This window comes from Paraburkholderia sp. GAS448 (assembly GCF_050435685.1).
Taxonomy (GTDB): domain Bacteria; phylum Pseudomonadota; class Gammaproteobacteria; order Burkholderiales; family Burkholderiaceae; genus Paraburkholderia.
In genome coordinates this window covers 1-16,035 of record NZ_JBNDKT010000073.1, presented here as the reverse complement: position 1 = coordinate 16,035, position 16,035 = coordinate 1, and the positions used below count along the sequence as shown (strand labels likewise).

Sequence of the window (16,035 nt, the reverse complement as noted above, 5' to 3'; positions counted from 1 at the left end):
ACGCCGTCAGCCTTGCTGGCCCGGTACGGATAGCCAAGCTTTTCCACAACCTGCCGTTCGGTTGTCCCGGTCGGGAACCGCTTGTCCATGCTTTCCTGCGTCCAGCCATGCACATACATCTCGCTGTAGCTTTTCGTGGTGCCACAGCCAGCCAGACCAGCCAGACACGCGGTGACCATCGCCATAACCAGAACCGTCTTCATCTCTCTCTCCCGCCATCAGATGGGTTAACGATCGCATTTTTGAGATGGAAGAGATGTCAGACGGGTCCTAAATCGTCGCGGCTGCGACGGAACGGCGCAGCGGTGACCTCCTGTTCGCACGCGGGCCGCGCGTGTTCATGAAGCCATTCGAGTGCAGCCCGATGCGCGGCAACCCATGAGGACGACGGGTGTTCTCCGCGTTCGATGCCTTGCCGATATGCGCGACCGATCCAGGAACGCAGGTTATTCGGCAGGGCGTACCAGTGTGCGTGGCATGCCCATCTTCCGGACATCACCGGTTCCGGGCACCCGGGCCAAAGGCAGGTGCGCGTCGTCTCACTCATCACGTCTTTTTGTTGTGTTGAAAGACTTCATTAAACACCAGTTGCAGGTCTTCGCCACGTAGCGGGTGCCGGCCATACATTTTTTCGGCGCGTGATGCGCATTCACTGGCTGTCAGCGCCCATTCGCCGCCGCGCCGCCTGGCCTCGGCGCGCACCTCGGCGCCGAGCGTCACGGATAACGGCGGCAGCGCGCCAAGGCCAGTGAAGCGGGTTTGATGGATCTTCATGACAAGTCTCCTGCCCGGCGTATCGCCGGGGCATTCAATGGCGGTCCCATTCGTCGCCCGGCACGAAATCCGGATCGGGCGGCGTCGCGTCGACCAGCGCGTTACGCGCGAGAAACGCTATCTCGCCGAGCACGTTCCTTCGGTGCGGGTGTCTGGTCAGTTCCAGGATCTCGACCAGCACTTCGCGCAACCGCTGCGATTCGTACAACGCACGATTGCGGACGTGGTTCGCATGCACCATCCGGATCTCCCGTTGTTTGAGGTTCATGTCACCTCTCCTCGGTGAATGGTTCAACGACGATTTCGACCCGCGGGTTAAGCCGGTCAATCGCGTGAAAAACGTGCTTTTCGCGCACCTGGCGGTCGTTGCGGATCACGCCTCTTTGCGCCAGTTCGCGCACCCTGACGCCGCCGACCTTCACGCTCACCCAGCGGTCCTGCAACACGTCGAGCAGCAGCGACTCATCGAGGTCGGGCCGTTCGCTCGCGTAATACATCCGCAACGTGACGCGCACCGGACCCGCGAGCCGCGCGCGGCATGGCGGCGGAATCTGGCGCAACGCGCTGGCCTCGTATCGCAGCGCCTTGTCGCTCTTGCGCACGAGCGGCCGGTGCCGCGGGTCGCCGTCATCGTCGAACCACCGGCGCGTGACGATCTCGCGGCTGTTGGCCTTGCTCGCGGCCTCGCCGAGGATCGTGAAGGCGATGGCGGTCATGGTGTCCCCGCCAGGCTGGCGGTGGCCAGCGTGCGCAGCGCCTCGAGTTCGGCGGGCGTCATGCGCGCGACCTGCCGCGGTGTCAGCCCCGTGAAGCCGACCAGCACCGAGGGCGGCAACGGGATCGGCACGGTCTGTGGACGCCACAGGTGCAGGCAGAACGCTTGGTTGTTCACGTAACGGTCCAGCGGCGGGTGCAGCTGCATGACCGCTTCGCCCGGCTCGAAGAACTGGTCCCTGACCCACGCGATTTCGGACCACAGCGGGCACCGCGTTTCGCCCGCCACGGATACGCTCACGTGGTCCCAGCCACCGCCATCCGATGCGATCACATGCAACGTGGCGCGCGTGGGAGCCGCGGTGACGCGGAACGCGCCGTTGTGCGCGTCGCCACCGAGGTGCCGCAGGCGCCGGCGTTCGAGGTGGGCGAGCTGTCTCACGGTGCCTCCCGCGACGGTGCCGGTTCCTCGTCGTCCTCACCCGGCTCGCGTGACGGCGGAGCGTCGCCACGTGCGCGCAGCGCGGCGTCGAACACACCGCGATAGCGCGTACGCAACGCGGGCGATGCGCCGGCGTAAAACGCCCGTCCCGCCGACGATGCCACCGCATCGGGCATCATACCGTCAAACCCTTATGCGCTGGAAGCCGCACCAGACGGGGCTTTCAGACCATGCCGCCTGAAAAGCGTGGGGCGGGCATGCTGCCGTGGGGAGCGTGTGGGGAAGTTGCGGGCGGATTGCGGAACGGCAGCGCGCGATACCTTATGTCACGCTACCCATACGATTCAGAGGCGCATCCGTTTGCCCGTTATCATGGCCTCGTTTGTGCACGGGGCGTCCCATGAAAAGAGCGATCGACATAGCGGACCTGATCCTGAAAATCCTGTCGAGCGTGGCCATCGTTGGCGCGGGCATATGGGCGATGTGGACGTTCTGGTTAAGCGGGTCGACGGACTGGCAGAACAACCTCACGCTCGAAACACAGGTTCTGCCGTATCACGATGATCTGCGCCTGCTGGTGATTCACGCGCGATCAAGGAACCCGCGCAACGTCACCTTTGAACTCAGCAGCGGGACGCACGACTCCTACTAGCTTCGCGTGCGCAGGCTGGCATCCGACGGAAAGGTCGGCACGGTTTTCCACGAAGACGAAGGCGCGCTGATCGCGAGCGCAGACCTGCTGAAACTCGCGGGCGACGGTTATGAGTTCCTGCCGAACGCGGAGATGGACGACATGCAGACCGTCGTCGTGCAGGAAGGGAGCACGGTCCAGGTGATCGCCGAGATGAAGATCCATACCGGCAAAATGGATCAGCAGGGCAGGCCCGACACGGATTCAAACAGCGCGTCGACCGTCGTTCACGTCGGACCGTGAGCATTGCGCAGTCCGGCTGAAGGGCCGGACTGTGGTTTCCGCTTCGTTCCACCGCGCCGTTACCGGGGCGAGGTGCTTGCCTATTCAGGATCATCCGGATCGTCGCCCAGCGCGCGCAACACGTCGCGCAGAAACGCTTCCTCTGCCGCGGCGAATTCCGGCGTGCCCGGCTCGAATTCATCGGGGTTACGCAGGCCCTTCGCCTTCCTCATTGCAGCAACACTCAGGCCGAGTGCCTGTGACTCGGGATACCGGGGGTGGTCCGGGCCGAAACGGGGGATGTTTTCGTTTTCCATTGCCGGGTTATCGGCAACGGTCGACTGTTCTTTAGGGGGACGGGCCTTTCTGGCAGCGGATCGTCGGCCGAGCGAAGCAGGCCTACGCAGCCGGCGCTTCGCGTTTCCTCCTTGCTGCCGTACAGCGCCGGTTCACGTTCAGGCAGAACGCGCGATCAACGAACAGCCGGCGCGCCTCGATCACCCCATACCGGACACAGAGGATGCCCTCGACCGCCTGCCAGTCGGCATGGCTGCCGCTGTCCGCCAGGCGGTACGCGGCCTGCCGTATGTTTTCGCGCCGCCCCTTACGCAGCAAGTCTCTCGTCGCCATGATCCAGCCCCCTGCACGGTGGCTCATGCTTTCATCATAGACGGCAGAGGGACGTTCCTGGGTTGTTTGCACCGATTGCGCCCTACTCGAACGAGATCACAAGCCGTTTGCCGCCGGCGGCAGCATACTGCCGCAGGACGCGCAGCGGCACGGGACGGCCGGCAGCGATCCGGTTTTCCATGTGCAGGATATTCGCCGTGTCCACCCCCATCCGTTCGGCCAGTTGCGCCAGACTCACGCCGGCATGGTCGCGGGCCCCGAGCATCGCGCCAAAGATCGCCGCATCGTCCGGGTGCGGGGTCACCCGCCGGCTATGGCGTTCCGGCTGTGGGGTGCTTCCGGCAGATTCGTTTGCCGGGTCGAGCAGGCGAGGGTCGAAGTATGTCAAAAGTAGCTCCTTGATCAATGAGGATGCGTCAGCGCGGCAGGCCGCCGCGCCCTTCGATGTCACATGTCGCGCGAAAGAGCAGGACAACCCCGCCGTCCAGTCAGTCGGTACCGTATTTCGGAGAATACGGTCCGTACAGCAGTCCCTTCGGCGGCCCGGCAGACAGCAAACGCTGGCTGGTCAGCCCGGCCACATCAAAACTTTCGTCAGACAGGTTATGAGCCACCTGCTTGACGGCCGCCTGCACCAGCGCTCCGATAAGTCCGGCGTTCACGCCGTAATTCCCCAGTTCTTTGCCCGAAGCGTACGCAGAACCCTGCCACAGCACGTCGCCCGTTTTCAGATCCAGGAGCTTCGCCGAGGCAGTCACGACGGTGTTGCTATCCAGCACCGTATAGACGGAACCGTACTGGGTGACCTTCGTGTACAACGCGGCGTCCGCGCCGAAAATCGAACGCAGCTTGCTGGCCGGGACCTGTTGAATATCCGCTGGCACCGTCAGGCCATTCTGTTTAAACGTTTCGTCCATCACGGCGACGGGCAACACGTAATAGCCGGCTTCCGCAAGCGGCCTCGTCATCTGCGCGAGCATGCCGGATGTCGCCTTCACATCCGACGTTTCATTCAACGGCGGTAATACCAGAATCGAGCGCGGCTGGCTTTTCCTGAATGCCGTGTAATCGGGTGGTTGGACCGGGGCTGCGCATGCGGCCAGCAGGGCCAGTGCGGACATGGCCGCAAACAGTTTGAGTGAGATGATTTTGGACATGGCTCCGCTCCTATGGTTGTCTGGACTTTTTCAGCAGGAAGTCCATATAGGTTGATGATTCCGGAAACGCTTGCTCTTCTGCCTGCAGTTCCTGTTGTGCCTGATCGCCCTTGCCGACGCTCGCATAAAGCATCCCGAGGTGCGCGTGGAAGCCAGGCGGCAGCCGGTTCCCCTTTGCAAGGACCTGCTGACGCGCCTGTTCCATCGCGTCGATCTGCTCCTGCGGACTCTTTTGCCCCTTGAGGTATTCGTAGACCTGCGGCTGGTAGCCGTCCCACTGGTACAACGGCGGCGTCGAACCATTCGCCGCGCATCCCGTCAGCAATGCACCGGCTGCCATGATCGGCCACCAGGCCCTTCGCGTTACGGCCGTGCTTCTGGTTATGTTCATTTTCAGGTTCATGTATCGATCTGTTGATAAGTGCCTTATTTCCCGCCCGTCAACGCCCCGGCATCGACCTGCTCGACCAGGTGATTGACCGCTTCCTGAATCGCCAGATCGAGAACCTTGCCGTTCAGCGTCGAGTCATAGCTAGCCGTGCCACCGAAGCCAATGACTTCGCGATTGGACAGGCTGTATTCCCCCGCGCCCTGGCTCGACAGCACCACCTCCGACGTCGTCGTGTTGACGATGTTCAGATTCACCTTTGCGTAGGCCACCTGGCTCTTGCCGCGTCCCAGGATGCCGAACAGTTGCTGATCGCCGACCTCCTTGCGGCCGAATTCGGTTACATCCCCTGTCACGACGAAATTGGCGCCCTTGAGGGTCTGCCCTTTCTTCATGAAGGTCGCCTCCTGCCTGATCTCGTCGAGATTGTCGCGATCCAGCACATTGAAGCGGCGGCTCTGCTGCAGATCGGTGATCAGGATGGTTTTGGCCTGGCTACCCAGATGATCGGTGCCATCCGAGAAAATCCCTCGCATATAGCTCGACCGGTTATCGAACTTGCCCACAGCGATCTCGATGGGCCTGCCGGCATACGGTGTGCTGGCGCTGCTTAGGACAGGCACTGGCAACGATCGTGACGATTCGGTTGCGCACCCGCTCAGGGCAGCGGCGACTGCAGCCACGATGAGCACTGCAAATTTTTTAGAAGATTTCAATTGCCTGACTCCGTAAAGGGTGAAAAGGTAGGTGGGTCATCTGATCAAAATTGAGCCGTCAGCTGGAAACCGAGCGTGACCTTGGCGGTCGGAAAATCCGACGGCTTGTACAGCGGTGTGCCGGCGAACAGGTCCCAGGCGAACGCGCCGTATTTCGCGGGGACGCTGCCGCGCACACCGATCACTGCACCGGCCAGTTGCGTGCCCACCAGGAACGCGGTATTGGGACCGAACACGCGGCCGTAGTCGATGCCGGCATATAGCGACTGTCCGGTCTGGCCGATGGGTAACTGCAGTTCGTTGCGCCAGTAGAAGCCGCGTTCGGCCGCCAGCATCGTCTCGCCGTCGAAGCCGCGCACCGTGTAGCGGCTTCCGATCGTCAGGTCGTCAATGAAGAACAGCGTGTCGTTGGTGAACTGGCCGTGCACAGTCGTCACGTAGCGCAGGTTCTGCTTCGCGATGGCGAACGGCACCGACAGGTTTGCATCGAGCACCGCCATGTGGAAGCGGTACGTCGGGCCGGTCGCGTACGGGTCTGGCGTCGCTCCCCGAGTCCGCCCACACCCTGCCGGTACGCCAGCGTGCCGTCGAACTGTGCAGAGCCGAAGTAGTGGCGGTTGGTCAGCCCCGCCTCGATGAATGTGTTGTTGCGCTTTTGTTGCGTGATTTCCGTGTCATCGATGAAACTGTCACCGAAGCGCTTCGTCAGCTGGAACTCCACACCCCGATACATCGTTCTGGCTGCGGTGAATCACGCGTTGCAGTTTCAGGCCAGCGGTCTGTGAATTGCCGCTGGACACAAACGTCTGATTCACGCCCGCGATCTGCTGGTAATAGGTGTTCGTGTTACCGGATAGCGTCGCCGTCCAGTAACCCCACGGCACCGAATACGAGCCGTTGAAGCCGTGCGACCCGAGCCCCTTGTCGCCGAATTCCAGGTCCTGATTCGCACCGACGGTGAAGATGTCGTTCAGCCCGAGCGGGTTGTCGATGCCGAGGCTCAAATTACCCTGCAGCTTGCCGGTGGCTCGGCTGCCCGAATTGTCCACCGAAGCGACAACACTCCACGGCTTTGCACGCTTGACCGTAATCACGACATCGCTTTCGCCGGGCCTGTCGGTCGGCTCGATCTTCATGTCCACGTTCTGGCTCGCGACGCGCTTCATCTGCTCCAGTCCCTGTTCGAGGTCACGCAGTTGCAGCAGGTCACCGCTACGGGCAGGGAAGGCGGTCTTCCACGTGCCGCGCGTGGCGGGATCGGCAAACCTCAATTGCCGGATCACGCCCGGCAGCAGCGCGAGTTTCAGCGTGCCGGATGACAGGTCCTGTTCGGGCAGCAGCACGCGCGTCGTGATGTAGCCCCGGCTGAGGATCGTCTGCTGCAATTCTTTGACGATCATGTCAAGCCCCCGTTTGCCGATACACTGGCCCGCATAGTGGCTGACCCATTCGAGCGCGAATGCAAAGCGGTCCTGCGGCAGCGCGGATGCACCCTGCGAACGCACCGCGTCGGGCAACGTCGCGGGCACGTCGAGCAGGAACGATTCGATGCGGAAGCACGGTTGTTCAACGGGCAGTGCGGGCCACGTGCCGTCATGCGGTGCTGTCGAACGCACGGCGGGCGCATTGACGGTTTTTGCGCGCGCCTGCGCGTCGCGCTGCTGCTGCACCTGCTGGTTCTGCTCGGCGTTGGCGCGGGCTGCTGCGGCGGTGTCGGCGGGCGTCGGCGACTGCTGTGCGTAGACAGCCTGACCCGCGAGCGATACCAAGGCTGTGAGCGGCAGCGCCGCCAGCCTCTTTCTGATTTTCATTACTTGATTAGTTCCTGATTCTGCTGGTCGTGCGGCGAGCAGCCTATGGCCGCTGCCGCATTTGCTCGCGTTCGCGCGTGGCGTCAGAGAAATGCTTCGCGGGTATCCGACCTAATCCTTGAGCAATTTTTTCAGCTTGTTTGCGATGCTTCGGCTATGTGCTTCGTCACCGTCAAGCCCGATGCGCTCGACCTCTATCCAACGCAGATAATCATAAAGCTCGTCGACAGTCTTTTGTTCTCGAATCATCTGGCTAACGTAGGGCACGTATGAATCGTATTCATCGTCGGCCTCGGGAGAGTCACCCACGCCAATCGGGTCCCACTCCTTTAGCAAAATTGTCTTTACTTCAAAATCCAAGCCACTAAACGTATTCTTCATTTTCCAGGCGCTCCGGGAATTACTGTTACGACAAGCCCCGTCTTGGAGTTTGTGACAACTCGAATATTGTTCGTTGGGTCATAGTATCCCGTAGTTCCTTCACGCGTAGGATAGATGACACCGTTTTCAATGGTGTTTTTTACAGCGGAAGGTGGGACACCTCGGCCTTGCATTTGGTCGATCGCATGGCCCGAGTAGTCCACTCCGCCTATCGTAGTTGGTTGGTTTGTACCGCGCGGCACATCCATAGGACTACCACTGACCCCCACGGGCCTACTTGAGTCGTTTGGCGCATTGTTCCCATCATTCAGCGTCGCATTGCTCGGCACGTACCCCGGCGTTCCGGGCGTTGCAATTGCTGGGGTCATCGCACAACCGGCGTTGGGTGTGCAAACCATCGTGGGTGGGGTGACAACGGCCCCGCCCGTGGCTGGCGGCTTGCCGTTGTCGTTGGCCTGCACCAGCGGATTCGGATCGGCCGGAGGATTCTGACCAGGAGCGGGAATGATGCTGTTCAACGCGTGATTGAGTGAGCCCCACGGATCATTGACGACATTCATCACGGCGTCCAGCACCTGGCTACCCGTACTGCACTTGCCCTCGGCGTTACAGTTGCTCCGGTTGTACAGGTCGGCGTTCGCCGCCGTGAACGCGCCCGAATTCCCGCCCACGAGCCCACCGAAACCGCCCGCCAGCAGGTTCCCCGCGACGTTGCCCAACGTCAGGCCAGGATCGGCCCCGCTACCGTTGCCGTTGCTCAGGCCATCGGCCAGTGAATTCAGCTTGCCTGCGAGCGTCGATGCCACTGCCGCGCCTGCCGCGCCGCCGAGCGCGCTGCCACCGCCCAGGCCTGCAATGAGCGCACCACCGGCCGTGTGCAGGGCCACACGATTCACGCCGCCTTCGGCCCATGAGTCGGCATCCGCCTGATAGGCTGCCGCCGCTGCCGTGTCGCCTGCCTTGGTCGCGTCATCCGCCGCCTTCTGCGCGGCATCGTGTTTGGCATCCGCCAGCGCGCCGATCTGGGTCGCCACCGCTGCGCCCGCCGCGCTCGACGCATTCATCATGTCGGCCTGTTTGTCCAGCAGGGCGTTCACGTCCGGCGTTTTCGCCACCGTGCCGTTCGTGTCCGACGTGTCGCGGTTCAGGCTCGCCACATCCTGGGTCTGATTCGCGGCATCGGTAATGTTGATCGTACCGGCGCTGATGCCGCTCTTCGTGGTCGCGCTGTCGCTGCCGCTTTCGCTCTGGCTCAACATCGGCGTATAACCGCCCGCGTTGCCGACCGACGATACGCCCGTGCCTTTGGTCGGTGCGCCAATCGACCCGCCCGCGCTGAAGCCGCTCGATTTCGCGCTGTAGTCCGACTGGTTCTGGATATCGGAGAACGTCAGCGTGGCCGTTGTCAGCGTGTTTTTCGACGCATCAGCATCGCTCGCGATCACTGCCCCCTTGAGGTCCGTATTGCCCTTGACGGTGATGTCAAAGCCACCCGCACCCGCCTGAATACCCGCCTGCTCGTTGATGCCCGCGTAGCTACCGCTCGCGTCACCGTGCTGGCTGCTGAAGTTCGCACTTGCGCCGCCCTGGCTGATGCTGAAGCCACCACCCGAGCTTTCCTGATGCGCCGCGCTCGTGGTCGTGTCCTGCACGCTCGCGATGTTCAGGTTGCCGCCGACATTGGCGGTGACCTGGTTGCCGTTCACGTTCGCGCCGATGATATTCGTATCGCCACCCGACACGATGGTCACGCTGTTCGTGCCGCTCACATGCGTGTTGTTCTGCATCGCCGCGTCGCTGTTCGAGTCGCCGTTTGCCTTCGACATCGCCGCATCAACGCCCCAGCCCTGCGTGCCATACGATATCCCCACGCTCGAACTGCTCGATTCGTTCGCGCTGCGCGTCGAATCGGTGTCCGTCGTGTTCACGAGGTTGACCTGGTTTTTCGCGGCCAGCACCACATCGTTCGCGCTCACGTCCGAGCCCGCGATGGTGATATTGCCGCTTCCCGCCGTGCCGTTACCAGTCGCCGCGAACATCGCGGTCCCGCCCGCCTTCACGGTGGAACCGGTCTGCGTCGTGCCGTCCTCGCTGAAGCTGCTCGTGCTGTGGCTGCTGCCGAAACTCAGTTCGACCTTCACGTCGGGCGTTTTGCCGTCCGCCAGTCCCTCTGCGGCGGCTGCGGCATCCCCCACCGCCGCGATGGTATGCAGGGCAGCGGCGCGGGAATCCTCGCTCTTGCCTGCTGCATGCGCCTGATCGACCGCGCCCTGGACAGCATCGACAACCGACCCGGCTACGCCGAGCGTGAAGCCGCTTTTGGAAACTTCATGGGTTTCGTCGTGATGCGTGGTATTCGCCGCCGCATCGATGATGACGTTCGCGCCCGTGCCAGTGATGTTCTGCGCCGCGATCAGGTCGCTACCGGTCACGTGCAGGTCGTTGCCGGCCGAGACGGTCAGGTTGCCGTTCAGCGAGCCGATCAGGCTGCCGTTCTGCGTCACCGAACTGTCGTGTGTCGTATCCTTCTGGTCCTTGCTGCCGTACGAAATCCCGCTGCCGGTCGAGCCGAAGCCCGATTCCTGTTTCTCATAGTAAGTTGACGTATTGACGGTATCCTGCGAGGTCGTGATGGTTACGTTGCGCGCAGCACTCAACGCCACATCGTTCGTCCCGACGATCGTGCTGCCCGCGACGTTGATATCCCGGCCACCCGCGATCGTCACGCCGTCCGCCGAAATCAGGCTGCCTTGACTCAGCGTCGCGGCCTGATCGATCCCGCTCGTGACCGTCGAACTGCTCGCCACGCCGCTGTGACTGTGCGTTTCCTGCGAATTTAGCGTATGCGTTTCGGTCGCCGCGACCACGTTCACGTCGCCGACTGCCAGCAGGTTCGCGTTGCCCTTGTCGAGACTGATCGTGCTGCCACTGAGCGTGATGTCCTTGCCCGACGCGATGGTCAGCGTATCGCCGCCATGCAGCGTCGTGCCCGTCAGCGTCTGGTCGGACTGGTGCAACGACTCTGCATAGCTGCCGTGAGCATCGCTGCCGGCACTGTTGCTATCCACCGTCGAGGTCGCGCTGGCGGTTCCCAGCAACACGTTGCCGTTCACCGCGACCGTGCCACCGCCGCCCAGGTCAATCTGTGCGCCGCGCGCCGTCAGGTCGCCGCCCACGCCAATGGCCGACACGCCGCCCACCTGCACCGAACTGCCCACCGTGCTGTTGAGGTTCGTATCCGACACGCCGTTCGCACGCTCAACCACCTTGTGCTCGCTGGTCTGCTGGGCGCCCAGCGTCCAGTCGCCGCCGATCTGCATCCCGAGGTTGCCGCCGACCGACAGCGCGCCCGCGTTCTGCTCGAAGTTGCCGCCCGTCACGATAGCCGCATCGCCCGCGACATTGATTTGTGCCAGCGGCCCCAGCGTCGTCGTGGTCCGAGTGGCGCCCGTGTCACTGACCTGATTCAGTGTTTTCGTCGCCGTGTCGAGAATCAGGTTGCCACCCGCGTTCAGCGCGAGGCTGCCGGCATTTACCTTCGCAGAGGTCAGATCGACATCGCCCGTCGTCGTCAGCGACATCAGACCGCCGCTTTTCAGCGCGCCGAACGCATTGTCGATGGACTTGCCGTCAATCGTGAGCGAATTGCTGGCCTGCACCGTGCCGCTGTTCGTGAAGGTCTGCGTGTTCTGAAGATTGATGTCGGTCGCCGCGATGAGTGGCCCGTTCATGTTCTGCTGGCTGGCCTGCGCCAGATAGACGACCGGCACCAGCACGGATTGCCCATCGACCACCCGCGTTTCCATGATGATGACGTTGCTCGTCAGCGCGGCCACCGTCGCCGCCTGACTGGCCAGCACCGCACCGCGAGCGTTCGTGAAACCCGCACCCGCGTCGATCGTGGCGTTCTGTCCGGCCTGGAGCGTTCCGTCTGAATTGTCGACCGATTGCCCGGACACGTGCAGGTCAGTTTGCGCCGTCACCGTGCCGTGGTCGTTGATCAGCGCGCCTGCCGCCCGCGCGTTCACTGCGCCCCCTGCGCTCGTCGTCGCATTCGACAGGTTCAGGTCGCCAGCGTTCGTCGTCAGCGACAGGTTGCCGTTAGCGGCGCTCTGGCTACCGGCGAGATTCACGCCGCTGCCCGAGAGCGACGCATTGCCGCCCGCTACGTTCTGACCGGTCGCGTTCAACTGGCCGGATGCCGTCACGCTCAGGTCGCCACTGTGCCCCACGGAACCATCGTCGCCGTTCACGCCTGCGCCCAGCGTGCCGGTCGAATTGACGCTACCGGCGTTGACCGTGGTATTTTGCTGGGCGGCCAGCGTGCCGCTGTTCGTGAACGTACCGCTTGCCGAAAGATTCGCGTTCTGCTGCGCGTAGGTCGTACCGCTGTTCTGGATATCGCTGCCGGTTGCGGCAAGATTGCCGCTCGCGGTAGTCCTGCCAGAGAGGACCAACTGGCCGTTCGATTGCAGCGTCAGGTCGCCCGCCTGCGCGGCGATCACACCGGCGTTCGAGACCCCGACACCGTATTCGTTCGAAGCCAGAATGATGCGGTTGGCATACATTCCGCCCAGCTGGCTCACGTCAATCGATGTGGCCGGAGCCGGACCATCGCCCACGATCGGCGTCGCAGCGAGACTGTCATGATCGACATGGTTCGCGCCCGTGACGACATTCAGCGTGTTCGCATACAGCTTTGCATTCGCCGCGACCGAGCGGGCAATAAGATCGACCTGATCCACGTTCGACGCATTCAGCCCGTCGCCCTGCACGGTAATCTGCCCGCCGCGAACGTCGAAACCGCTCAGGCTGCCGTCCGGGCCGTAGCTCGGCGTGCCGGTCGTGAGGGTCGCGCGCGAGGTGTTGATGAAGGCGCCACCATTGACCGAAATCCCCGAACCGTTCGCGATGACGACCTGGGCGCGCGTGCCCGCGACTTCGAGCGGGCCATTGATCTGGCTCGCGGCACTGCTGTTGACCTGATTGACGATGATCTTCGCGTACTGGCCCGCCGCGAAGTTCGGATTGCCGTTGATCTGCCCGGCAAGCTGCGTGCCGGTGATGACTGGGGAGTTGTTCAGTATCGCGCCCGGCTTCTGGACGTCAAACTGAGAATACGTGTTCACCGAGACGCCGGCGCCCGAAGGCCGCGCGATGTTCACCTGCGGCAGACCATTCTGCGTCTGGATGACGCTCGCGTCGGAGCCGGGCGCGGCGACGATCTGCGCGTAGCTGGCCGGCATGAACGCGGGCAGCGCGCCGGCCAGTACCAGCGCAGCGAAAGCGATGGGGCGGAACGCGAACTGCACCATGGGGCGCGCGTCGATGGGCGCATGGCCCGCTACTGTCGTTTCTCCACTGCTTTTACCTGTCGCGCTGGCGGTCTCCTCGACCGCGACGAGCATGTTCCGGAGTCGGCTGTACACCAGTCGAAAGTGATTCTTGTTCATTGTTCTTTTGCAGTGCGTATTGATCCCGCCCGCGAAACTACTCTAAACGGGGACCGGAATTGTCAATGATTGAAAATTCGATGCGAAAAGCGCTGTCTAACCGCACCGGAGCCTGAACGGGCGTTTCCGATATGTGTTTGGGCCGCTCCTGACGCGTTTCCAACGGAGAATGAGCCCGTTGCCGGCCCGACACGGACGAGTTGACCGGCGTCGGAGCAACAGGGATGGATGATCATCACCGGATGATCATCGACGTGAACGAATCACAAATCCGCTCCCTGGACCAGGTGCGCGCCATCCTCGACGGCACACATACACTCGACTTTGCTCCCGCGGCCAGCCCCGGCGAGCGTTGCGAGTGGGTCGCGGCGGTGCTGCGCCGCTTTCGTTATAACCAGCTCAAGCGGCCTCATCGTGGGCTCGTCCTGCGCTATTTGCGGCGCTTTAGCGGCTTCAGCCGGGCCCACATGACACGGCTGGTGCAACGCTGGACACGCGGGCAGAGGCTCGCCTGGGTGAAGGGCACGCCCGCGAATGCCTTCGCCCGCCACTACACGGATGAGGACGTGTTCACCCTCGCACAGACCGAGCGCGAGTACGGCAGGCTTTCTGGCCCGGCGATGATCGTGGTGCTGCGCCGGATGTATCAGGTCTACAACGATGAGCGCTACGAGCGCCTGCAGCACCTTTCAGCGTCTCACCTGTACAACCTGCGCCGCTCGCAGGCCTATCGCCTGCATCACACGACCTACACGAAGACCCGGGCGAACCCCAAGGGCGGGGCTATCGCCGTGCGCCGGGCTCCGGTGCCCGAGAACCGCCCCGGGTTCATCCGCATTGATAGCGTTCATCAAGGCAACACGGAGGAGCATCGCGGCGTGTACCACATCAACGCCGTCGACTGCGTCACGCAATGGGAGGTCGTGGCTACCGTGCCGACGCTGGAGCGCGAACACATGCTGCCGGTACTGCGCGACATGATTGACCAGTTTCCGTTCCGTATCCTTGGCTTTCACAGCGATGGCGGTTCGGAGTACATCAACCACGAGGTCGCAAAGATGCTCAAGGAACAACTCATCGATTTCACCCGCTCACGCCCACGACGCTGCAACGACAACGCATTGGCCGAATCCAAGAACGGCAATGTAGTGCGCAGGCAGTTCGGCTATGCGTACATACCGGCCGAGTGGGCGAAGCAGTTCAATGCCTTCTGCGTTGATCTGCTCAATCCGTTTTTAAACATGCACCGGCCCTGTCTGTTCGGCACCGAGGTCCCTGATCCGAAGAAGCCGGGCCGCACGCGACGCGTTCACCGGCCAGAAGACGTGATGACGCCGCTCGAGAAGCTCGTCAGCCTGCCTGACGCGAGTCACTTTCTGCGCGAGGACATCACGCTCGACCAACTGCTGGAGCAGGCGCGCAGACAGACAGATATCGAAGCCGCCTGTCAGGTTCGTGAGGCGCGGGAACGGCTGATGGGCCGGGTTGCCGATCAGATTCGGCCCCGGTACGCCGATGTGTGGAGCTATGCCCGATCCCGAAGCGCGTAACCTGTATCGCTGTGTCCGCGAGGGGGAAGCCGCTGCGGGCTACGCCCTTCGCGGCTTCCCCCTCGCAACCGACGCTTCCCATACCCTAGAATGCAATTCCCTTTAACGATCATCCAACCCTAGGCACTCCCGCTCCTTCAGGCTCTCTTTGGTTTTGGAAAGTACTGAAACCACAACAATTTCGCGAAATTCGAATTTAGGTGATTGACTGTGAAGAAGACGGTTCGCGCCGCTGGCGGGCGATCTTGCGCTGGACTGCGTCAGCGTTACCTGATCTGCCTTGTATGTTCTGGCGCGCCCGGAGATCTTTTGCGTTCAACTGGTGGGACGGGCGCATACCGGTACGCAAGCCAATCAGTTCGTCCAGCGTTTCACCCATGGTGCCCGACAGCGCGTGGACAACCTCTCCCAACGTGCCAGCGTCAAGCCATGCCTTGAAACGTCGGTGGCACGTCTGATAGGGCGGATACCTGTCTGGCATGGCATGCCACGGTGAGCGGTTGTACATCACCCAAAGAAGGCCGTTAAACACTGCGCGGGTATCGACCGGCGGTCGCCCTAGCGTTCGCGCACCTTCCTGCATTTCGGGAAACAGCCGGGCAATCTTTTGCCAATCGTGATCGTTTATTTCGAAAAAAAATGCCATGACGGCAGACTCGCTTGTTAGGCAAATAGCAGGAGGGTAATGCACAGGAGACCGGGCCGATATGGGTTCAATCTGAATCTTGCAAGATTTAACTCTTCCGGACAGGGCCATCGCACGAAACGTTAAATATGGTTAAGTTTCTTGCCAGCCAAGGAGTTGAGCGAGATATTGATCGTTCGCGCAGGCCAGCATACGGCGAATTTTGAGTCCTGCCTTGGTGGTGCGATCCTGCCGCAGCAGGTTCATCACGATGCGCCGCAGGATGGCGAAGTTCTGCGCGGCGTTGTTCACGCGCACCCGGCACTGGTCCTCGCTGAAGGCCATATCCAGCGTCCAGTGCATGCCATTTTCTATGCCCCAGTGCGCGCGGATCGCGTGGGCAACGCGCGCCGCGTCGGGTGGCAGGCTGGAGACGTAGTAACGGCGTTCGGTGGTGACGGTGTCGCCGATCTCGCGCGTG

Annotated in this window: 19 protein-coding genes and 1 pseudogene; 3 read left to right on the top strand and 17 right to left on the bottom strand. The window is 62.4% G+C overall.

What is annotated here, in order from left to right:
• The 6 genes from P3T23_RS45320 to P3T23_RS45295 all read right to left on the bottom strand — a co-directional run.
• A partial coding sequence (locus P3T23_RS45320; RefSeq protein WP_429322535.1) for a hypothetical protein occupies positions 1-203 on the bottom strand: 203 nt, incomplete at its 3' end.
• A 343-nt stretch (positions 204-546) separates the two neighbouring features.
• Complete coding sequence (locus P3T23_RS45315; RefSeq protein WP_429322534.1) at positions 547-774, bottom strand: hypothetical protein; 228 nt, start codon at positions 772-774, stop codon at positions 547-549.
• A gap of 34 nt (positions 775-808) precedes the next feature.
• Positions 809-1,042, bottom strand: coding sequence for a hypothetical protein (locus tag P3T23_RS45310; RefSeq protein ID WP_429322533.1), 234 nt, complete (start codon positions 1,040-1,042; stop codon positions 809-811).
• Between the two features lies 1 nt (position 1,043).
• Positions 1,044-1,490 (bottom strand): hypothetical protein, encoded by a 447-nt coding sequence (locus tag P3T23_RS45305; protein WP_429322532.1) that lies wholly within the window; start codon positions 1,488-1,490, stop codon positions 1,044-1,046.
• The gene (locus P3T23_RS45300; RefSeq protein ID WP_429322531.1) at positions 1,487-1,930 is read right to left on the bottom strand and encodes a DUF7694 domain-containing protein; all 444 of its coding nucleotides are present in this window, start codon (positions 1,928-1,930) and stop codon (positions 1,487-1,489) included. Before P3T23_RS45300 ends, P3T23_RS45305 begins: the two co-directional genes overlap by 4 nt.
• The gene (locus tag P3T23_RS45295; RefSeq protein ID WP_429322530.1) at positions 1,927-2,109 is read right to left on the bottom strand and encodes a hypothetical protein; all 183 of its coding nucleotides are present in this window, start codon (positions 2,107-2,109) and stop codon (positions 1,927-1,929) included. Before P3T23_RS45295 ends, P3T23_RS45300 begins: the two co-directional genes overlap by 4 nt.
• 221 nt (positions 2,110-2,330) lie before the next feature.
• Here P3T23_RS45295 and P3T23_RS45290 point away from each other — a divergent pair, with 221 nt between their 5' ends.
• Together P3T23_RS45290 and P3T23_RS45285 are read left to right on the top strand one after the other, a co-directional pair.
• Positions 2,331-2,582 (top strand): hypothetical protein, encoded by a 252-nt coding sequence (locus P3T23_RS45290; RefSeq protein ID WP_429322529.1) that lies wholly within the window; start codon positions 2,331-2,333, stop codon positions 2,580-2,582.
• A gap of 6 nt (positions 2,583-2,588) precedes the next feature.
• Positions 2,589-2,864 (top strand): hypothetical protein, encoded by a 276-nt coding sequence (locus tag P3T23_RS45285; protein ID WP_429322528.1) that lies wholly within the window; start codon positions 2,589-2,591, stop codon positions 2,862-2,864.
• An 80-nt stretch (positions 2,865-2,944) separates the two neighbouring features.
• Here the strand turns inward: P3T23_RS45285 and P3T23_RS45280 are convergent, their stop codons facing one another.
• From P3T23_RS45280 to P3T23_RS45240, 9 genes and pseudogenes are all read right to left on the bottom strand, one after another.
• Complete coding sequence (locus tag P3T23_RS45280) at positions 2,945-3,160, bottom strand: hypothetical protein (protein ID WP_429322527.1); 216 nt, start codon at positions 3,158-3,160, stop codon at positions 2,945-2,947.
• An 82-nt stretch (positions 3,161-3,242) separates the two neighbouring features.
• Positions 3,243-3,500: a hypothetical protein gene (locus tag P3T23_RS45275; protein ID WP_429322526.1), complete on the bottom strand. Its 258-nt coding sequence runs from the start codon at positions 3,498-3,500 to the stop codon at positions 3,243-3,245.
• Between the two features lie 55 nt (positions 3,501-3,555).
• Positions 3,556-3,861 (bottom strand): helix-turn-helix domain-containing protein, encoded by a 306-nt coding sequence (locus P3T23_RS45270; RefSeq protein WP_429322525.1) that lies wholly within the window; start codon positions 3,859-3,861, stop codon positions 3,556-3,558.
• 100 nt (positions 3,862-3,961) lie between these two features.
• Positions 3,962-4,630 (bottom strand): DUF799 domain-containing protein, encoded by a 669-nt coding sequence (locus P3T23_RS45265; protein ID WP_429322524.1) that lies wholly within the window; start codon positions 4,628-4,630, stop codon positions 3,962-3,964.
• A gap of 10 nt (positions 4,631-4,640) precedes the next feature.
• Positions 4,641-5,021 (bottom strand): DUF4810 domain-containing protein, encoded by a 381-nt coding sequence (locus P3T23_RS45260; RefSeq protein WP_429322523.1) that lies wholly within the window; start codon positions 5,019-5,021, stop codon positions 4,641-4,643.
• Between the two features lie 35 nt (positions 5,022-5,056).
• Complete coding sequence (locus P3T23_RS45255; RefSeq protein ID WP_429322522.1) at positions 5,057-5,734, bottom strand: CsgG/HfaB family protein; 678 nt, start codon at positions 5,732-5,734, stop codon at positions 5,057-5,059.
• 44 nt (positions 5,735-5,778) lie between these two features.
• Positions 5,779-7,545 (bottom strand): annotated as a pseudogene (locus tag P3T23_RS45250) (ShlB/FhaC/HecB family hemolysin secretion/activation protein).
• Positions 7,546-7,656: 111 nt separating this feature from the next.
• The gene (locus tag P3T23_RS45245) at positions 7,657-7,926 is read right to left on the bottom strand and encodes a hypothetical protein (protein ID WP_429322521.1); all 270 of its coding nucleotides are present in this window, start codon (positions 7,924-7,926) and stop codon (positions 7,657-7,659) included.
• Complete coding sequence (locus P3T23_RS45240; RefSeq protein WP_429322520.1) at positions 7,923-13,379, bottom strand: hemagglutinin repeat-containing protein; 5,457 nt, start codon at positions 13,377-13,379, stop codon at positions 7,923-7,925. The genes P3T23_RS45245 and P3T23_RS45240 overlap by 4 nt, the downstream gene beginning before the upstream one ends.
• A gap of 242 nt (positions 13,380-13,621) precedes the next feature.
• Here P3T23_RS45240 and P3T23_RS45235 point away from each other — a divergent pair, with 242 nt between their 5' ends.
• Positions 13,622-14,929: a DDE-type integrase/transposase/recombinase gene (locus P3T23_RS45235; RefSeq protein ID WP_429322519.1), complete on the top strand. Its 1,308-nt coding sequence runs from the start codon at positions 13,622-13,624 to the stop codon at positions 14,927-14,929.
• 196 nt (positions 14,930-15,125) lie between these two features.
• Here P3T23_RS45235 and P3T23_RS45230 read toward each other — a convergent pair whose 3' ends face one another.
• Positions 15,126-15,575: a transposase gene (locus P3T23_RS45230; RefSeq protein WP_429322518.1), complete on the bottom strand. Its 450-nt coding sequence runs from the start codon at positions 15,573-15,575 to the stop codon at positions 15,126-15,128.
• 132 nt (positions 15,576-15,707) lie between these two features.
• Positions 15,708-16,035, bottom strand: a 328-nt coding sequence (locus tag P3T23_RS45225; RefSeq protein ID WP_429322517.1) for an ISAs1 family transposase, incomplete at its 5' end; no start/stop codon positions are given.

What these genes read in the sequence shown, in the direction of transcription:
- P3T23_RS45310 (WP_429322533.1), bottom strand. Translation starts at nt 1,042, where the DNA reads ATGAACCTCAAACAACGGGAGATCCGGATGGTGCATGCGAACCACGTC.
- P3T23_RS45260 (WP_429322523.1), bottom strand. Translation starts at nt 5,021, where the DNA reads ATGAACATAACCAGAAGCACGGCCGTAACGCGAAGGGCCTGGTGGCCG.
- P3T23_RS45245 (WP_429322521.1), bottom strand. Translation starts at nt 7,926, where the DNA reads ATGAAGAATACGTTTAGTGGCTTGGATTTTGAAGTAAAGACAATTTTG.
- P3T23_RS45275 (WP_429322526.1), bottom strand. Translation starts at nt 3,500, where the DNA reads ATGAGCCACCGTGCAGGGGGCTGGATCATGGCGACGAGAGACTTGCTG.
- P3T23_RS45305 (WP_429322532.1), bottom strand. Translation starts at nt 1,490, where the DNA reads ATGACCGCCATCGCCTTCACGATCCTCGGCGAGGCCGCGAGCAAGGCC.
- P3T23_RS45290 (WP_429322529.1), top strand. Translation starts at nt 2,331, where the DNA reads ATGAAAAGAGCGATCGACATAGCGGACCTGATCCTGAAAATCCTGTCG.
- P3T23_RS45235 (WP_429322519.1), top strand. Translation starts at nt 13,622, where the DNA reads ATGATCATCGACGTGAACGAATCACAAATCCGCTCCCTGGACCAGGTG.
- P3T23_RS45295 (WP_429322530.1), bottom strand. Translation starts at nt 2,109, where the DNA reads ATGATGCCCGATGCGGTGGCATCGTCGGCGGGACGGGCGTTTTACGCC.
- P3T23_RS45315 (WP_429322534.1), bottom strand. Translation starts at nt 774, where the DNA reads ATGAAGATCCATCAAACCCGCTTCACTGGCCTTGGCGCGCTGCCGCCG.
- P3T23_RS45265 (WP_429322524.1), bottom strand. Translation starts at nt 4,630, where the DNA reads ATGTCCAAAATCATCTCACTCAAACTGTTTGCGGCCATGTCCGCACTG.
- P3T23_RS45230 (WP_429322518.1), bottom strand. Translation starts at nt 15,575, where the DNA reads ATGGCATTTTTTTTCGAAATAAACGATCACGATTGGCAAAAGATTGCC.
- P3T23_RS45280 (WP_429322527.1), bottom strand. Translation starts at nt 3,160, where the DNA reads ATGGAAAACGAAAACATCCCCCGTTTCGGCCCGGACCACCCCCGGTAT.
- P3T23_RS45240 (WP_429322520.1), bottom strand. Translation starts at nt 13,379, where the DNA reads ATGAACAAGAATCACTTTCGACTGGTGTACAGCCGACTCCGGAACATG.